This window comes from Paenibacillus durus (assembly GCF_000756615.1).
GTDB lineage: Bacteria > Bacillota > Bacilli > Paenibacillales > Paenibacillaceae > Paenibacillus_AQ > Paenibacillus_AQ durus.
The window spans coordinates 3,589,846-3,604,797 of sequence record NZ_CP009288.1 but is presented as its reverse complement, the minus strand read 5'-3'; the positions used below and the strand labels follow the sequence as shown (position 1 = coordinate 3,604,797).

At 55.8% G+C, this 14,952-nt stretch carries 12 protein-coding genes; 11 read left to right on the top strand and 1 reads right to left on the bottom strand.

The window, feature by feature from the left end:
- Window positions 1–141: 141 nt before the first annotated feature.
- Both rsgA and PDUR_RS30095 read left to right on the top strand, forming a co-directional pair.
- Entirely contained in the window at window positions 142–1,233 is a 1,092-nt protein-coding gene (rsgA, locus tag PDUR_RS15270) for a ribosome small subunit-dependent GTPase A (protein ID WP_042207011.1), read from the top strand.
- Between the two features lie 299 nt (window positions 1,234–1,532).
- Window positions 1,533–1,667: a hypothetical protein gene (locus PDUR_RS30095; protein ID WP_269079187.1), complete on the top strand. Its 135-nt coding sequence runs from the start codon at window positions 1,533–1,535 to the stop codon at window positions 1,665–1,667.
- Between the two features lie 184 nt (window positions 1,668–1,851).
- On the opposite strand, the gene PDUR_RS15265 is transcribed toward PDUR_RS30095, so the two are convergent.
- Window positions 1,852–2,091, bottom strand: a complete 240-nt coding sequence (locus PDUR_RS15265; protein WP_025690382.1) for a hypothetical protein — start codon at window positions 2,089–2,091, stop codon at window positions 1,852–1,854.
- Window positions 2,092–2,252: 161 nt separating this feature from the next.
- Here PDUR_RS15265 and PDUR_RS15260 point away from each other — a divergent pair, with 161 nt between their 5' ends.
- The 9 genes from PDUR_RS15260 to mutL all read left to right on the top strand — a co-directional run bounded on the left by PDUR_RS15260 (window position 2,253) and on the right by mutL (window position 14,927).
- Window positions 2,253–2,915 (top strand): hypothetical protein, encoded by a 663-nt coding sequence (locus tag PDUR_RS15260; RefSeq protein WP_042207010.1) that lies wholly within the window; start codon window positions 2,253–2,255, stop codon window positions 2,913–2,915.
- Window positions 2,916–3,255: 340 nt separating this feature from the next.
- Complete coding sequence (locus tag PDUR_RS15255; protein ID WP_042207009.1) at window positions 3,256–4,269, top strand: ABC transporter substrate-binding protein; 1,014 nt, start codon at window positions 3,256–3,258, stop codon at window positions 4,267–4,269.
- Between the two features lie 48 nt (window positions 4,270–4,317).
- Window positions 4,318–5,118, top strand: a complete 801-nt coding sequence (locus PDUR_RS15250) for an ABC transporter ATP-binding protein (RefSeq protein WP_042207008.1) — start codon at window positions 4,318–4,320, stop codon at window positions 5,116–5,118.
- Window positions 5,119–5,194: 76 nt separating this feature from the next.
- Complete coding sequence (locus PDUR_RS15245) at window positions 5,195–5,983, top strand: ABC transporter permease (RefSeq protein ID WP_233277575.1); 789 nt, start codon at window positions 5,195–5,197, stop codon at window positions 5,981–5,983.
- 259 nt (window positions 5,984–6,242) lie between these two features.
- A complete protein-coding gene (locus PDUR_RS15240) occupies window positions 6,243–7,235 on the top strand; it encodes an aromatic acid exporter family protein (protein WP_042207007.1) in 993 nt (330 codons plus the stop codon).
- Between the two features lie 235 nt (window positions 7,236–7,470).
- Window positions 7,471–8,028: an outer spore coat protein CotE gene (locus tag PDUR_RS15235; RefSeq protein ID WP_042207006.1), complete on the top strand. Its 558-nt coding sequence runs from the start codon at window positions 7,471–7,473 to the stop codon at window positions 8,026–8,028.
- A gap of 236 nt (window positions 8,029–8,264) precedes the next feature.
- Entirely contained in the window at window positions 8,265–9,644 is a 1,380-nt protein-coding gene (locus tag PDUR_RS15225) for a putative amidoligase domain-containing protein (RefSeq protein ID WP_052410244.1), read from the top strand.
- A gap of 317 nt (window positions 9,645–9,961) precedes the next feature.
- Window positions 9,962–12,817, top strand: a complete 2,856-nt coding sequence (gene mutS / locus PDUR_RS15220) for a DNA mismatch repair protein MutS (RefSeq protein WP_042207004.1) — start codon at window positions 9,962–9,964, stop codon at window positions 12,815–12,817.
- Window positions 12,818–12,845: 28 nt separating this feature from the next.
- Window positions 12,846–14,927 carry a DNA mismatch repair endonuclease MutL gene (gene mutL, locus PDUR_RS15215; RefSeq protein WP_042207003.1) on the top strand — a complete coding sequence of 694 codons (2,082 nt, stop codon included), beginning with the start codon at window positions 12,846–12,848 and terminating at the stop codon, window positions 14,925–14,927.
- The last annotated feature ends 25 nt before the right edge of the window (window positions 14,928–14,952 follow it).

The window sequence follows — 14,952 nt, the reverse complement described above, 5'->3', positions numbered from 1 at the left end:
CTGTCACCGCCCGCCGGAACGTACTTGCTCCGGCGGGTTTTTTTGCGTCCAAAACGCACTATGTTCAAGGCATGCGGCGCGGTTCCCGGCAGAATAATGAAGGAATCTGCAAGAAGAAAAATAAATGAGTGGAGGTATCGCATGACGATACGGCAATACGGATGGAATGAATATTGGATCAATCAATGGAATGGTATAGCAGGGCAACAAGCGGACAGAGAGGTTCTTACTCCCGGGCGGGTTGTTGGTGATTTCGGAAGCAAATACCGGATATTGACGGATGCAGGAGAACGATGGGGAGAACTGTCGGGCAGGCTGCGGCACTCGCTGGAAGCTTCCGGCGATTTCCCCGCTATCGGCGACTGGAGCGCGGTCAAGCTAGCGGAGGGTGGGCAGGCAATCATCCATGGCTTGCTTCCCCGCCGCAGTGTGATATCCAGAAAGGCCGCCGGAACGCAGCCGAAAGAGCAGATCGTAGCCGCCAATGTGGATACCCTGTTTCTGGTCAGCGCGCTCAATGATGATTATAATCTCCGGCGGATGGAAAGATATCTCATTATGGCCTGGAACAGCGGCGCGTCACCGGTTATTCTGCTGACCAAGGCGGATTTATGCGATGATCCGGGTTCCAAAATAGCGGAGATGGAAATGGCGGCTCCGGGGGTTCCCGTTCATGCGGTAAGCGCGCATACGGACTGCGGACGCGATGCTTTGCTGCCCTATATCGGCGAAGGACGGACGATCGCCCTGACCGGGTCTTCGGGCTGCGGCAAGTCGACAATGGTCAACTGGCTCTGCGGCGCCGATCTTCAGCTTACCCAGGAAGTGAGGGAGGATGACAGCAGGGGCCGGCATACGACGACACGCCGCGAATTGTTTCTGCTGCCTGACGGCGGGGTGATCATCGACACCCCGGGAATGCGGGAGCTTCAGCTGTGGGAGGACGAAGGCGGGCTGGATCTCGCATTCGCCGATATTGCGCAGCTCGCGGTGCGCTGCCGGTATGCGGACTGCCGGCATGAGCGGGAGGAGGGCTGCGCCGTTCTGGAGGCTGTGGAAAGCGGCGAGCTTGAGGCGAGACGGCTGCAGAGCTACCATAAAACCCAGCGGGAGCTTGTGTATCAAACCGCCAAGGAGGCCAAATCCAAACGGAAAGGCGGAGCGGGCTCCGGACAGAAGGCGGCGTCCTCACGCTCCCGCAAATACGGCTGGCGGCGGGAACTGGAGGATTAAGGTCTAGCTATTCGGGGCTGTACGGAGATAAACGGCCGGACAAAAAAATATGTCGCATTATGTTCAAATTTTTTTGCGAACCTGTTTTGAAGTCCGAAGTTTGTCTCCCTCTACATATTTGCTTGAGAGCATTGTTTTAGCCGAAGGTTCGTCAATATATAGAAAATACGTGGATTAAAACGGATATTATGTCATTAATCAAGAGGTTTTCAAGGGATTCCGGACGCGAAACGGCCCGTTTGAAAAGCAAATAGCCGGGTTATATAGGGGATACAAGGCGAAATAAAGGAGCGATTGGCATGTCCATTGACCGTTTTATCATAAAAAAATTGGACAACTGTCACGAGCAGACGAGAATCAATTTGGTCAAACTGTTTCAGCTTCGGATTCAAAAGGCGGAAAAAGCGGAGAACACCGGCAAGAAGACCGGATGATCCAGCTAAAAATCCCAAAATAAAAGCATCTTCCCCACGGAAGATGCTCTTTTGCTAGAAATATCAGAAAGTATAAGCTTCGCGCTTATCCTTACCTGATATTTTTACGAGAAACGGATGCCTTCCTCTTCCAGAGGACGGCGCAGCCGTTTCTTCTTATTCGGAGGAATGTCCGCCGCCAGCATTAATAGAGGGACAGTGCCAGAGTATCGTTCTCGCTGAAACTGTGCAAAATGGCCTCAGAGCCTTTAATTTCAATACTAATCAATGAGTTTAGACATTTTTTGAGGGCATTTTTGCCTTTATTGATTTTGAGCTCCAGCGTGCTTGTCAGGATTCTGAGCACTTTTTGAGTCGGCTGCTTATTTTCCGTAGTAAAATATACGGGTACGGGCTTGTTTTGGAATGTTATCATCATTTTCATTAGAAATCACCTCATTACAGTTATTTCATAATATGAATATTACCCTTCATTTCTTAATTTTACCTTAAAATTAGCTTATGATAACATAAAGATTGCTAGATATTCACCCGGAAATGAGAGGTTTAACCCCCAAATCCGGAAACCGGAAGGAAACGATTACAGTGAATGTTAATGAGTCGAAGCAATTATCCCGCTTTCTGATGCCGGAAGACATGGAGCAGCATCTGGAACAAGAACTGCTGGAGCTGCCGGAAGATACGGATCGGATCTGCCGTCTGCACTATACAAGCGGGGATACAGAGAATGATCTGTTCGTATATGTACATATGGATAAAATAGTCGCTGTATGCCAGGAGACATCGAAGTCTTTCTGCCATGATTTAAAGGATTGCGAATGCAAGAAAGGGATGTGCGCCTTTCTCCTGGGCGGCATTTCACTCCCCGAACAAATAAGCGGAGAGAGCCCCGCGCTTCTGATGTCGAGATATGAATATGATGAAATCTTGAGAATGTCGGACTCCTGCTCCTTGCAGGAACTGCAATGGTATATTGAACTTGCTACGGGTGACTCCCGGCTGTCCGCCAGATTCGCCAAAAGCGTAAAATGCCGGCATACCGCAGGAGAGCTGCGTATTTGCTCCAGAAGCAGCCGAGGGTGGGCCTTTCAGTACGCATCCTTTTTCGCCGACCATTCCTGCGGTTGGCTGCTGCGTATGAGCTGCGGAGATGAGGATTGGCTGTCGGCGACGCCCGTTGGCAAGAAGCAATTCTGCGCCGCCTTTCTGGAGTGGCTGCTGCACTTAAAGCCGCTTACTTCCTCGTAGAGTGACCAACCTCTGAATCATGACGGGCAGTTTTGGTCTCTGTCTTCATTCTAACCACTTTCTCCTCGAAACGAGCTTCTTTCCGTTCATCAAACCCCACATCTCCTCATCAAAAAGGTTCGCCATGGTATCCCGGCAGGGAGTGCCATGGATTTCCGCTTCCGGCTGATCTGTGCCCGCAATTTACGTTATTACGCGACTCTTATCCTTTTCCACAGACCTTTTTAACCAAACCCTAGGCATCCGCATATATTTAATTAATCCCGCTGGGCGGAGCATTTGCTTCATAGCGGTTCAGGTTAGGAAGGGCAGGACCCTTGGGGAGAAAGGAGAGATTCATATGGGCAGAACAACAAGACTGGCGCTGCTGCTGGCGATCATTCTTGCCGTCCCGCTGCTTGGCGGCTGCGGCGGCAAATCGGAGACTGTCAAGGTAAGGGTAGGCGAAGTTACCCGCTCCGTCTTTTACGCTCCGGAATATGTGGCGCTGTCGCTGGGATTGTTCAAGCAGGAGGGGCTGGATGTCGAGCTTCAGACCATTCCGGGCGGAGACAAGACGATGACGGCACTGCTTTCGGGGGCGATTGACGTTGCGCTGGTCGGCTCGGAAACGTCGATCTACGTATACCAGCAGGGGTCGGATGATCCGGTGATCAATTTCGCCCAGCTGACGCAAAGAGACGGCACCTTCCTTTTTGCACGCAAAGACCATCCAAATTTCAATTGGAGCGAACTCAAAAATTCGACATTTCTCGGACAAAGAAAAGGCGGCATGCCGCAGATGGCCGGAGCTTTCACGCTTAAGAATAAGGGAATTGATACGGCTTCTGATCTCAAGCTGATCCAGAATATTGAGTTTGCGAATATCGCCAGCGCGTTTGCTTCGGGAACCGGGGACTACGTGCAGCTGTTCGAGCCGCAGGCTTCGATCTTTGAACGCGAAGGACGAGGCAAGGTTATCGCTTCCTTTGGGGTCGAGAGCGGTTATTTGCCGTATACGGTATTTATGTCCAAGAAGAGCTATATCGGAAAAAACAGCGACACGGTGCAAAAATTCACCAATGCACTGCAAAAAGCCCAGCTGTGGGTGAAAAAGCACAGTCCCGGGGAAATCGCCGATGCGGTATCGCCTTACTTCGAGAATACGGACCGCGACATCGTTATTTCGGCGATTAAGCGCTATAAAGATCAGGATACTTACGCACAGACTCCGGTCATCGACGATAAGGAATGGAATAACTTGCTTGATGTGATGGACAATGCGGGAGAGCTGAAAGAGCGGGTGCCGGCAGGGAAGATTGTGAATAACACATTCGCAGAGAAAGCGCAATCTGCGGCGGTGAGCGGCAAGTAAGCCCGCTCTTCGCCATCCGGGAGGCCAAGCGTAAAGGAGGGATTATGCATGCCGCCGGTTGTGGAATTAAGGTCGGTCACGCACGCTTACCTAGGCGACAGGGAAGCTTCCCTTGCGGTTGAGGATCTGAATCTTGAGATTGAACAAGGCGAGTTCGTCAGCCTGGTCGGACCGAGCGGCTGCGGGAAAACGACACTGCTGTCGATTATAGCCGGACTGCTGCAGCCCTCTCGCGGCGAAGTGCTTGTGAACGGACGCGCCGTGAGCGGTCCTTCGCCGGAAGTCGGCTATATGCTTCAGCAGGACTATCTGTTCCCATGGCGCAGCATCCTTGACAATGCGACTCTGGGACTGGAGCTGACCGGACGACTGGACGAAGCGGGACGGCGGAAGACGGCCGATCTTCTCGCGGATATGGGGCTGAAGGGGACGGAGCGGTCTTATCCGAGCCAGCTCTCGGGCGGAATGCGCCAGCGGGTGGCGCTCGTGCGGACGCTGGCGACCGATCCGGGCCTGCTCCTGCTGGATGAGCCGTTCTCAGCTCTGGATTATCAGATCAAACTCCAGTTGGAAGATTTGGTGTCGGAGACGCTGCGGCAGCGCGAAAAGACGGCGGTCCTGGTTACCCATGATTTGTCGGAGGCCATTGCGGTGAGCACCCGGGTCATTCTTCTGGAGCGAAATCCGGGCAGAATCCGCCGCGTGTTCGATATTCCGCCGCAAATCGCGGATACGCCGCCCTTGTACGCAAGGGATCAGCCGGGATTTGCCGAGCTGTTCCATACACTATGGAAGGAAATGGAGCTTGCGGGCACCTCTGCTGACAGGGCCGGGAAGACAGAAGGCTAGAGACTAAAGGGAGGGAAAGCTTGTGAAGGCGACGGGAGCGGAAAATACAGGAATCGCGGCTTCCCGTTCGGAATGGCTGCGAAGCCGCCATGATGAGTTCAAGCGGGCAAAACGGCTTCGGAAGAGGGCAGTGCTCGCTGTCCAGGGTATACTTCTCGTGCTGTTTTTCACGCTGTGGGAGGCAGCAGCCCGACTGGGCTGGATCGACCGGCTGCTGTTCAGCTCTCCGTCCAAAGTATTTCGGCAGATCTATGCCAATATGGTTGACGGCAGTCTATGGCATCATTTAGGGGTCACTGTGGGGGAGACCGCTGTTGGGTTTGTGCTTGGCACGCTTCTCGGCACGCTGCTGGCCGTTGCGATCTGGTGGTCCCCGTTCTTATCGGCAGTGCTTGATCCGTATATGGTTGTATTTAACAGTATGCCGAAGGTGGCACTCGGCCCGATCTTTATTGTCATGTTCGGCGCCGGGTTCACTGCCATCGTAGTGACGACGCTGTCCATTACGATTATTGTCACGACACTGGTCGTTTACAACAGCTTTTGCGGGGTAGACCCCAATCTGGTCAAGGTGGCAAGATCGCTGGGAGCAAACCGGACGCAAGTTTTTTTCAAGGTCATCCTGCCGTCTTCGTTTCCGGCCATCGTCTCTACACTTAAGGTGAATGTCGGCATGTCATGGGTGGGCGTTATCGTCGGCGAGTTTCTTGTCGCGAAATCGGGACTCGGTTATCTCATAATATACGGGTTTCAAGTCTTCAATTTCACGCTCGTGATGTCCAGCCTGATTATTATCGCCTTTGTCGCCACCACCATGTATCAATTGGTCGTATATATTGAGAAGGTGCTTGTGTCCAGGCAGTGACGCACCCTGAAAGTATTGTGTGTTATCAGAAAATCAAGTACCATGAAATTTATCAGCAAAAACTTTAAGCGTTCGAATCAGGTGCGGCAGAGCGGCGGGGTCACACCTGAGAATCGAAGCAAGTTTTGCATCAAATATAAGACAGTATAAGTTTCGTGCTTATCCTTGGCCTTATATTTTTACGAGAAACGCACCTGCGTCTTAAAAAGACGCCGTCAGGCGTTTCTTCTTAGCATAACTATTAAAGCGGGGTAATTTCATGGGGTTTCGCGTAGTTAAGACGGCGGCGGCGACGCTGCTGTCTGTTTTGCTGGCCGCGGCGGCGGGTATTCCGAATGCACAGGGCGCCGGGCTGCTGGCCATTCTGGGGGTTGAGGTTACCCGGAAAAGAAGCGTAAAGACGATCACGGCGCGCTTTTTCGCCTCATTGGTCGGTCTATTGGTTGGCTGGGTCCTGTTTTGGTGGCTCGGCTTCCATTACTGGGTGCTGGGGCTCTTCGTTCTGTTCAGCTTCCCGCTGATCGTCCGCGCAGGCTTTAGAGAAGGGATCGTTACTAGCTCGGTTATCGTCTTTCGCGTATTCGGACAAGCCGAGCTTAACCTGGAAGTACTGATCCAGCAGGTGGAATTGCTTGCGATCGGACTCGGTTCCGCCGGATTGGTCAATCTGATTTACATGCCAAAAAGCAGTGAAATGATGTACGGAATACGCCGGGAGGTGGACGGGCTCTTCTCCATTATTTTCAAGCAAATTTCAAGCACGCTGCATGATCCGCTGTATGTATGGGACGGCAAGGAGCTGATTCAGGCGGGCAGCGCGGTTCAGCGCGGCCTGACGGCTGCGGCAAGGGAGATGGAGAACAGCGTCATTCATCCGGACGAAGCGTGGAACGTCTATTTTTACATGCGCAAGGAGCAGCTGGAATCGATTCAGAATATGATTCATCTTCTCTCCCAGGTCTATCAGCATTTGCCCCATGGTGAAATGGTCGCCGAACTGTTCGAGCAATTGAGCGACGATGTGCTGAATGAAGAGTACACGGGAAGAACGGAGAAGCTGCTGAACTCGCTGGAGCAGCAGTTCCGGGAAATGAAGCTGCCATCGACGCGCGTGGAATTTGAGGTCCGCTCGGCCATTCTCCAGCTCTGCCGGGAGCTGACGCTGTATCTTAAGATTGCCAAGCAGTACAAAGCGCCAATCGCTGCAGGGCAGCAGATGCCTCGGCGGGCTTCGGCAGCCGGAAGACAGTAGCAGCTGTTTACCTATCCTTTATTTTCTATTTTCTGAAAAAACGAAAGAGACGGATTTGCTTTCCCGCGTGGGAGGCAGCCGTCTCTTTATTTGGTCTAAAACATGAGGAAAACGCCGAAAACGGGAGTATGCGCTCATTTATCAAAATCGTCAACTTATCCAAAAATAGTTGTCACCCTGGGCCAATGCCCTGCATACACTTGATAGTGAATGATTGTATGGAGGAGGTTCAAAGATGTCATTAGGCCATAAACGCCAAACAAGGGAGATCATTACGAAGGCAATTTGCGGCAAGGGTCGTAAGTTCTCCACCGTAACCCATACCGTGACTCCGCCACATCATCCGACTAGTATTTTGGGGGCTTGGATCATCAACCACCAATACGAAGCGGTTGCCGCCGGAAACGGAATCGAGGTAATCGGTACTTACGATATCAACATCTGGTACTCGTACGACAAGAACAAGCAAACCGAGGTGGCGAAAGAGACAGTTTCCTATGTGGAGCCGATTTCGCTCTCGTACCTCGACCCGAAGCACCGGGCTTCAACCGTAGAGGTTTCTGCGGAGGCAACGCAGGAGCCGAACTGTGTGGAAGCGGGCGTATCTTCGGGCGGGGGCAGCGTAACCATCCGGGTCGAACGCGAATTCGAGGCGGAGCTGGTGGCTGAAACTAAGCTCCGCGTATATGTCAGTGACCAGGATAGCGACCCCGAAGACAAGGATTACGACTTTGAAGCCGAGGGCTTCGACTACGAGGACCTCGATCCCGACGCGCTGGATGATGAACTGTAAGGACGGTGCGCCGCCGCCAGGGTAGAGGGTGGCTTCACCGGACTGCGAGACCGGTGGGCCGAAACCAAAAGCGGATATAATCCATTATATGTACCGGGGGCGGCGGCGTAGAGGGCGGATGCCCTCCTTTTTTTGCTTTTTTTAGGCAGAAGAGGGAGGCGCCTTCCGTAAAGACTGCCGCAGCCCGGCTTGAAAAGTGGATGGATATGAACCTTACGCTTCGGGAGGGCCTAACTATGAACGATGGGTTCGATGTATATCATGCTTTGACGCCCGAAGGCAGAGAGCTGCGGCTTCGGCGCAGCGGGATTTCAGCTTCCCTTGCCTTCGGAGGGGGAACCCTGTCCACGGCTGCCAGCAGCCGGCTCACGGAGACAGGAAGACTGGGCCATGGCGTGTCTGGGACGGCGGCTTCGGCGAAGGAGCATTACCGCCAGCGCTACATGGTCAAGGTCTACAATCTGACTCCGCTGGAAATCACGCCTTTGGGCGCAGGGCGGGGAATGAAGCCCGCGGCGGCGGCGCTTACGGCCCGGCCGCGCCGTCGCTCCTCTTCGAACGGCGTACGAGCAGAAGACTCGTCTGAATACGCCGCGCTTCCCTTTCTTGAGCGGGGAAGCCTGCCGAAGCGGCTGGGCAGCCTTGCAGCCAAAACGCTGTACTGTCTGGGGCTTGACAGCGGGGAAGTGCTGCTAGCGGCCCAGGGAGAGCGGCAGTATACGGTGGAGGGAATCACACCGCTGGAATCTGCATCCAGCGGTGTGATTCCGGAGCCTTACCGCTCAGCGGAGGCTGCGCTGCAGCGCGCCCTAAAGAGGGAACGGCCCGGGCGGCCTGACCTCGTTATGGGCATGGACCCGGAGTTCCTCCTGCTCCGGGAATCCACGGGCCGCGTCGTGCCTGCGTCGCGGTACCTGCCCACGGACGGCGTCGCCGGCTGCGACGCCGGACCGCCGGGAACGCGCGGCGCGTTCCCGGTGGCGGAGCTGCGCCCCCGGCCGCGCGGGGAACCGCGCGCGCTGCTGGCGCAGCTGAGGTCCGCCGCCATGGAGGCGGACCGGCTCATTGCCGACCGCAGCATAAGCTGGCGGGCGGGAGGCATGCCGCTGAGGGGCTGGGCCCTCGGCGGGCATTTGCACTTCAGCGGCGTCACGCTGACGGCGCCGCTGCTGCGCGCGCTCGACAACTACCTCGCGCTGCCCATCGCTCTGCTGGAGGACGCCAGGGCCGAGGGCCGGCGCCCCCGCTACGGCGTGCTCGGCGATTTCCGGCTCCAGCCGCATGGCGGCTTCGAGTACCGGACCCTGCCGAGCTTCCTCGTGTCCCCGGTCATCGCCCGGGGCGCGGTCACGCTGGCTCACCTTATCGTGAGCCATTACGAGGATCTGCCGCTGCGCCCGCTTGACCGTGAGGAGCTCCACGCCGCGTATTACAGCGGCGACAAGCCGCTGCTGCGCGCCGCGTTCGCGCCGCTGAAGGCGCAGCTCCGGGCGCTGGCCGGCTACGCTGCGGCTGCGGACGCCGTTGAGCCGCTGCTGCGCCATATCGACGCCGGCCGGAGCTGGGACGAAACCCGCAATGTCCGCAGGTTATGGTGCGGTGAACAAGCGCCCTGAGAAGGCGCTTTTTTCTATTCCGTCAAGCGGTTGTAAATCCGGATGAGCGGAACTTGCGGGCTCTAGGCGAACTCTTTCGATTATGTTAAGATACTTTGCGCGCCAAAATTTCGCTGCGGTGGGCGGATTCGTCCATCTGATATAGAGCGGCGTGAATGATCAAGGTATCAATAATTTATAGTCTGAGTCCGTTTCTTTCTCTATTAAACCCGCTAGACCTACCGTTACGCCCCGTTCTGCCCGTCTATCCGCTTACGCTTGGCGGGACGGTTTCTGGTATAATGGAGGATAAGCATGATGAGGCCTGGAGGTTTACGATGGCAAAATATACACCGATGATCGAGCAATATTTGAAAGTGAAGGAAGGGGCGATGGACGCCTTTCTTTTTTTCCGGCTGGGCGATTTTTATGAAATGTTTTTTGACGATGCTCTGCTGGCTTCCAAGGAACTGGAAATTACGCTGACCGGACGGGAAGGCGGGGGCGATGAGCGCATTCCGATGTGCGGGGTTCCCTACCATTCCGCCGAGGGCTATATTCAACGTCTTATTGAAAAAGGATACAAAGTCGCGATCTGCGAGCAGCTTGACGACCCCGCGACAACCAAGGGAATGGTCCGCAGGGATATTGTGCGGGTTGTCACCCCGGGCACGGTTATGGAAGGCAAAGTGCTCGCCGACAAGAGCAACAATTATTTGGTCTGCGTCACCGAGCTCGCCGGAATGACGGCGCTGGCCGCTTGTGATCTGACGACAGGAGAGCTGTATGTAACCTCTTCGCCTACAGGGGCGGACACGCTGCGCGGTGAAATTGGCCTGTATGAGCCGGCGGAAATTATCGGGGACGGGACGCTGCTTGACAGTGTCCGGGCGGGAACGCTTCTCGGAGACAAGCCGGTTGTCTATACACCCTGGGAGAAGAAGAGCGAAGAGCTCGCGCGGAGCCAATTCGGTGAAGCGGCCTGGGCGCGGCTGGAGCCCGAGCGGGCCGAATGCCTCGCGCTGCTGATCGCTTATCTCAGTGAAACGCAGCGGCGCTCCTTGGGGCAGCTTAGCCAGATTTCCGCCTATGAGCCGGGGAATTATATGATTCTGGACCCCTTCACGCGGCGTAATCTTGAGCTGACCGAGACCGTGCGGGAACGCTCCAAGAAAGGCTCTCTGCTCTGGCTGCTCGACCGCACAGAGACATCTATGGGCGCCCGGCTGCTGCGGCGGCGGATCGACAAGCCGCTGCTGCAGCGCTCCAAGGTTGAGCGGCGTCTGGAGGCTGTCGACTATTTGTACAACCAGTACATTGTCCGCGAGGATTTGCGCCTGGCCCTGAAAGAAATTTACGATCTGGAGCGTCTCACCGGACGGGTCGCGTACGGCAGCGCGAACGGCCGTGATCTGAACGCCTTGAAGCTGTCGCTGGCGCAGATTCCGGCGCTTAAGGAGCAGTGCCTGGCTTCCGGTTCGTCCACGCTGCGGGAAATCGGTGAAGGGATTGACGAATGCGCCGATCTTCACGAGGACATTGAGCGGGCTATTGTCGACGACCCGCCGGTATCCGTGCGCGACGGCGGGTTGATCCGGCCCGGCTACCATGCCCGGCTGGACGAGCTTAGAGAGGCAAGCAGCAGCGGCAAGCGATGGATTGCCGAGCTTGAGGCGAAGGAGCGCCTGGCTACAGGAATCAAGTCGCTGAAGATCGGCTTCAACAAGGTATTCGGCTATTATATAGAAGTTACCCGTTCCAATCTGGCGTCCCTGCCGGAGGGGCGGTATGAGCGCAAGCAGACGCTCGCGAATGCGGAACGCTTCGTAACTCCCGAATTGAAAGAGAAGGAAGCCCTGATTCTGGAAGCGCAGGACAAAATGACCGACCTCGAGTACAGCCTGTTCAGCGAGCTGCGCGAACGGTTAAGCTCGCAGATACCCAGACTGCAAAACTTGGCGGAGAAAGTGGCCGAAATCGACGTCTACCAGGGTCTCGCGGCGGTCAGCGCGGAGCAGCGTTTCGTCAAGCCGATGCTGACCGAAGGTTATGATCTGAAGATTGAAGGCGGCCGCCATCCTGTCGTTGAGGCGGTGCTGAAGGATGCTTCTTTTATCGCCAACGGCAGCAGTCTCACACAGGACGACGGCCGAATTTTGCTGATAACGGGTCCGAATATGGCGGGAAAAAGCACCTATATGCGCCAGGTGGCCCTGATCTGCATTATGGCGCAGGTGGGATGCTTCGTTCCGGCGGAAAAGGCGGAAATTCCGGTTATCGACCGGATTTTCACACGAATTGGAGCGGCTGACGATCTGATCGGCGGTCAAAGCACCTTTATGGTCGAGATGGCCGACATCCAGCTCATGACCGACAAAGCGACGCCGCGCAGCCTGATAATTATTGATGAACTGGGCCGGGGAACCTCGACAAGCGAGGGGATGGCCATAGCCCAGGCGGTTATCGAATATGTGCATCACCATATCGGCTGCAAGGCGCTTGTATCGACTCATTTTCATGAGCTGGCCCATCTGGAGGACAGCCTGAACGGCCTCCGCAATTATTCCATGGCGGTGCAGGAGAGCGGAGATAAAGTGACTTTCCTGCGCAAGCTGATCCCCGGCGCTGCGGACAGCAGCTACGGCATTTACTGTGCGCGTCTTGCCGGGCTGCCCGGCAGTATTATCGACCGCGCTTACGGGCTGCTGCAGCATATCGAGCATTCTACTTCAGCCAATGCTCCTGCGGAACCTGTTTCCATGTCTAGGGGTCACGGCAGCGGCCCGGCCTCTGCAGGTTCAAATCTCACAGATAGTAGAAAAAACGTTAGTGCGGCTGAAGCCGCACTTGAGAACGTTCTTGGAACGGCTGCCGAATCAAGTACATACCCCGCAGCCGGCTCCGCTGCTAACATTTCATCCCATACGGAAGGAAGCCTGGGCGCTTCCGAGGCGGCCCGCCGGGAGACGGCGGTGCACTTAGCCGACCGCGTGGAAGAAGGCGGCGTAGTGCAGCTCTCCATTTTCGGCGATGAAGAGCCGCGGCGCGGCCGCAAGGCAGCAGCAAACCAGCAAGGCCATTCGGTAGCCGACGATATTATGGCTGCGGTCAGCGGAGCGGATCTAATGAATATGACGCCGCTGCAGGCCATGCAAATGCTGAACGACTTGAAGATGAAGATCAACAAGAAATAGAGCTTAACCGAATCGGAGGTGAACGTAAATGGCCAAAATCCATGTGCTGGACGAGCATATCGCGAACCAGATTGCCGCCGGGGAGGTCGTGGAGCGGCCGGCTTCGGTGGTGAAAGAGCTTGTGGAGAACGCCATTGACGCGGGCAGCACCCGTATTGAAGTCGCTGTGGAGGAAGGCGGGCTGCAGAGCATCCGGGTCAAGGATAACGGATCGGGTATTGAAGCGGAGGATTGCGAGACCGCCTTTTACCGCCATGCTACCAGCAAGATTGCGAACGGCCGGGATTTGTTTCAGATTACTAGTCTCGGTTTCCGGGGCGAGGCGCTGCCCAGTATCGCCGCCGTGGCTAAAGTTTCCTTGCTGACCGCGAGCTCTGACGACGGCAGGGGGCGGCTGCTTGAGATCGAGGGCGGCAAATTGACGGTGAATGAAAATGCCGCCCGAAGCCGGGGGACAGAGATGAATGTCAGGGAGCTATTCTACAACACCCCGGCAAGGTTGAAATACATGAAGAGCATCCAGACCGAACTGGGCCATATCTCCGACGCTATGTACAGGATGGCGCTCGCCCATCCAGCGATTTCATTTACACTGCATCATAACGGCAACCAGCTGCTGCATACGCTGGGCAACGGTGATCTTCTTCAAGTTATTGCCGCCGTTTACGGCACTTCGGCCGCGAAAGCCATGCTGCCCGTACAGGCAGAAGATCCGGACTACCGGATTTCAGGGCTTGTCAGCCGCCCGGAATGGACGCGGTCTAACCGTAACGCCGTAACAACGATTGTGGGCGGGCGTTATATCCGCAGCAACGGGCTGAATGCGGCCATTATGCGCGCGTATCACACGCTGCTGCCGATTAACCGCTATCCGCTGCTCGTGCTGAAGCTGGATATGCACCCTTCGCTGGTGGACGTCAACGTGCACCCGGCGAAATTGGAGGTGCGGTTCAGCAAGGAGACCGAGCTGTATCAGTTCGTGGAGCAGGAAATCCGCAAGGTCCTGCTCGGCGAGAATTTAATTCCGCGTCCCGGCAGGGAAACGATCGGGCCGAAGGGCAGCACCTCTTTCATTCAGGAGCAGTTTGCCTTTCCGAAGGCATCGCCGAATACCGCAGCCGCAGACGGAATACCGAAGACAAGCCCAGACAATTTTGGGTTTACAGCAAAAGCGGGAGCGGGCGAAACTCTGGGTAACCGGGAAGGCCGGATGGTTCCTGAAGGCGGTCCGGGAGAAGCGGGCGCCCGGAGCGGCCAAAATCCATACTCCGCCCCTTCGGCAGGCGCTGCTGCTGCGGCCTCCTCTCCGTCTGCACCCCATAAAGCGGATGGTTCCTCCATGACGAGCAGGAGCGGCCGGGATGCCGTATATCCGGACCGACCGGCTTCCCAGTCCCAGCTGCGGGACGGAGCGGCATACGCAGGAGGATATCGTTCCGATTCCAGGACGGCTTCACGTCCGGCTCAGGCCTTGCCGGGAACTGAAGAGCTGTGGGCTCCTGCGGGAAGCGAGAATGTAGGTCTGCCGCCATTTCCCGAGCTGACTTATATCGGCCAGCATCACGGCACTTACATTATCGCCCAGAACGACGAAGGGCTGTATTTGATCGACCAGCACGCGGCTCACGAGCGCATCAATTACGAATACTATTACGAGAAGTTCGGCCGCCCGGCGGAAGCCTCACAGGAGCTGCTGCTGCCGATTACGCTGGAGTTTACTCCGGCAGAGAGCAAGCTGCTTGCCGAGCGCCTGCAGTGGTTCGAGCAGGCCGGCGTCTACTTGGAGCCTTTCGGCGGCCAGACGTTTCTGGTGCGTTCGCATCCCTACTGGTTCCCGAAAGGGGATGAGAAAGAGATTATTGAGGAGATGGCGGAATGGGTGCTCGGCGAAAAGAGCATCGACCTCGCCAAGCTGCGGGAAGCATCATCCATTCTATGCTCCTGCAAAGCATCCATTAAGGCGAACCAGAAGCTGACGGAGCAGGAAGTGGAGAGCCTGCTCTCCAGGTTGTCTGCCTGCAGGCAGCCTTATACCTGCCCGCACGGAAGACCGATCGTCATTTCTTTTTCGGCATATGACCTGGAGAAGCTCTTCAAAAGGGTAATGTGATAAATAATGAATGTGATTAATTTAA

Bases quoted from the DNA above. Each gene is read 5' to 3' on its own strand.
- rsgA (WP_042207011.1), top strand. From the start codon at position 142: ATGACGATACGGCAATACGGATGGAATGAATATTGGATCAATCAATGG.
- PDUR_RS30095 (WP_269079187.1), top strand. From the start codon at position 1,533: ATGTCCATTGACCGTTTTATCATAAAAAAATTGGACAACTGTCACGAG.
- PDUR_RS15265 (WP_025690382.1), bottom strand. From the start codon at position 2,091: ATGAAAATGATGATAACATTCCAAAACAAGCCCGTACCCGTATATTTT.
- PDUR_RS15255 (WP_042207009.1), top strand. From the start codon at position 3,256: ATGGGCAGAACAACAAGACTGGCGCTGCTGCTGGCGATCATTCTTGCC.
- PDUR_RS15250 (WP_042207008.1), top strand. From the start codon at position 4,318: ATGCCGCCGGTTGTGGAATTAAGGTCGGTCACGCACGCTTACCTAGGC.
- PDUR_RS15240 (WP_042207007.1), top strand. From the start codon at position 6,243: ATGGGGTTTCGCGTAGTTAAGACGGCGGCGGCGACGCTGCTGTCTGTT.
- PDUR_RS15235 (WP_042207006.1), top strand. From the start codon at position 7,471: ATGTCATTAGGCCATAAACGCCAAACAAGGGAGATCATTACGAAGGCA.
- PDUR_RS15225 (WP_052410244.1), top strand. From the start codon at position 8,265: ATGAACGATGGGTTCGATGTATATCATGCTTTGACGCCCGAAGGCAGA.
- mutS (WP_042207004.1), top strand. From the start codon at position 9,962: ATGGCAAAATATACACCGATGATCGAGCAATATTTGAAAGTGAAGGAA.
- mutL (WP_042207003.1), top strand. From the start codon at position 12,846: ATGGCCAAAATCCATGTGCTGGACGAGCATATCGCGAACCAGATTGCC.